The following is a 1473-nucleotide window of genomic DNA, read 5'->3' on the forward strand; positions in this document are numbered from 1 at the left end:
GAGGCCTTGATCATGACCGCCATCGGCCTGGCCGTTGCCGTCCCCGCCGTGTTGGGCTACAACTGGCTGGTCAATCGCAACAAAGATGTCATGGATGACGTGCGCAGCTTTGGCCATGATTTGAATGCCGTGCTTGTGGCTTCCACCTCTGCCAAGAGCTAATAGATTGCTGACCGAACTCACAAGGATGGCGCTATGTCGATGAACGTAGGAAGTCCAGACGGAGATGAAGATGCAGTGATCTCAACCATCAACACCACGCCCCTTGTGGACGTGATGCTGGTCATGCTCATCATCTTTCTGATCACCATACCCGTGGTCACTACATCCATTCCGGTTTCTTTGCCCAAGGAACGGGTGGAAATTCGGGAATCGAAGCCAGAGAACATCATCATTTCAGTGGACACCTCGGGTGGCATCTACTGGTATGACCAAAAGGTGGCCAACGTGGAAGCACTGGTGGACAAGTTGAAGAAAGTGTCCACCGCCACCCCACAGCCCGAAGTGCAAATTCGCGGTGATATGGCGTCGCGCTACGAAGGCGTTGGCAAGATCTTGTACGCATGCCAGCGCGCCGGTATTGTCAAAGTGGCCTTCATCACTGAACCACCACCTCTGGGAGGCTAAGCATGGCCATGAACACAAGATCCAGCTCTGGCGCTGGCGATCCAGAAGTGATGATGGACATCAATACGACGCCATTGATTGACGTGATGCTGGTGCTGCTGGTGATGCTGATCATCACCATTCCGATTCAGTTGCACTCGGTCAATCTGGATATGCCAGTAGGCACACCACCGAGCAACAGCATCAAGCCTGAAAAAATCCAGATCGACATTGATGAAAACAGTGTGGTTTATTGGCAAGGTCAGGCGGTGTCCGCAGAGGAGCTGGAAGCCAAAATGGCAACCATTGGCCAATTAGCGTCACAGCCCGAGGTGCATATCCGGCCTAACAAGGCTTCCCAATATGCCGTCTTTGCCAATGTCCTGTCCACGTCCAAACGAAAGGGACTGACCAAGATGGCCGTGATTGGAAGTGAGCAGTTCGTCCAATGAATACACGCTCTAGTTTGCATCCGGTCTACAAACCGAAGGACCCCTCGCGACGCTACAAAGGCCTCGCGATTGTGGTCGCCCTGCACATTTTGATTGGCTGGGCCATCGTCTCGGGCACGGCCAAGAACGCGCTGGTGGCTTTGAAAAAGCCGCTCGAAGCGGTCGTGATCCAGGAAGTCATCATTCCACCGCCGCCGCCGCCCCCACCACCACCACCGCCGAAGCCAATCAAACCACAAGAGGTGCCCAAGGTCGAAGCGCCACCGCCTCCGTTTGTGCCGCCACCTGACGTAGCGCCCCCGGCCACCTTGACGGCACCGGTGGTTCAATCCGTGGCAACACCACCGCCAACGCCTGCAGTGATTGCCCCGCCACCACCTCCACCGCCTGCTCCACCTGCTCCACCTGCTCCACC

Annotated in this window: 3 protein-coding genes and 1 pseudogene; all 4 read left to right on the forward strand. The window is 56.0% G+C overall.

What is annotated here, in order from left to right; genetic code table 11:
• Positions 1 to 162: MotA/TolQ/ExbB proton channel family protein (locus tag B9Z49_RS21310; protein WP_199225140.1), on the forward strand; the 162-nt coding region annotated here is incomplete at its 5' end.
• 33 nt (positions 163 to 195) lie between these two features.
• A complete protein-coding gene (locus tag B9Z49_RS21315) occupies positions 196 to 627 on the forward strand; it encodes a biopolymer transporter ExbD (RefSeq protein ID WP_108355440.1) in 432 nt (143 codons plus the stop codon).
• A 2-nt stretch (positions 628 to 629) separates the two neighbouring features.
• Complete coding sequence (locus tag B9Z49_RS21320; RefSeq protein WP_108355441.1) at positions 630 to 1058, forward strand: biopolymer transporter ExbD; 429 nt, start codon at positions 630 to 632, stop codon at positions 1056 to 1058.
• Positions 1055 to 1473, forward strand: a pseudogene (locus tag B9Z49_RS21720) (energy transducer TonB); the annotation flags it as partial. The gene B9Z49_RS21320 and the pseudogene B9Z49_RS21720, both read left to right, overlap by 4 nt.

Origin of the sequence: Limnohabitans sp. 2KL-51 (assembly GCF_003063645.1) — a bacterium.
Lineage (GTDB): Bacteria > Pseudomonadota > Gammaproteobacteria > Burkholderiales > Burkholderiaceae_C > Limnohabitans_A.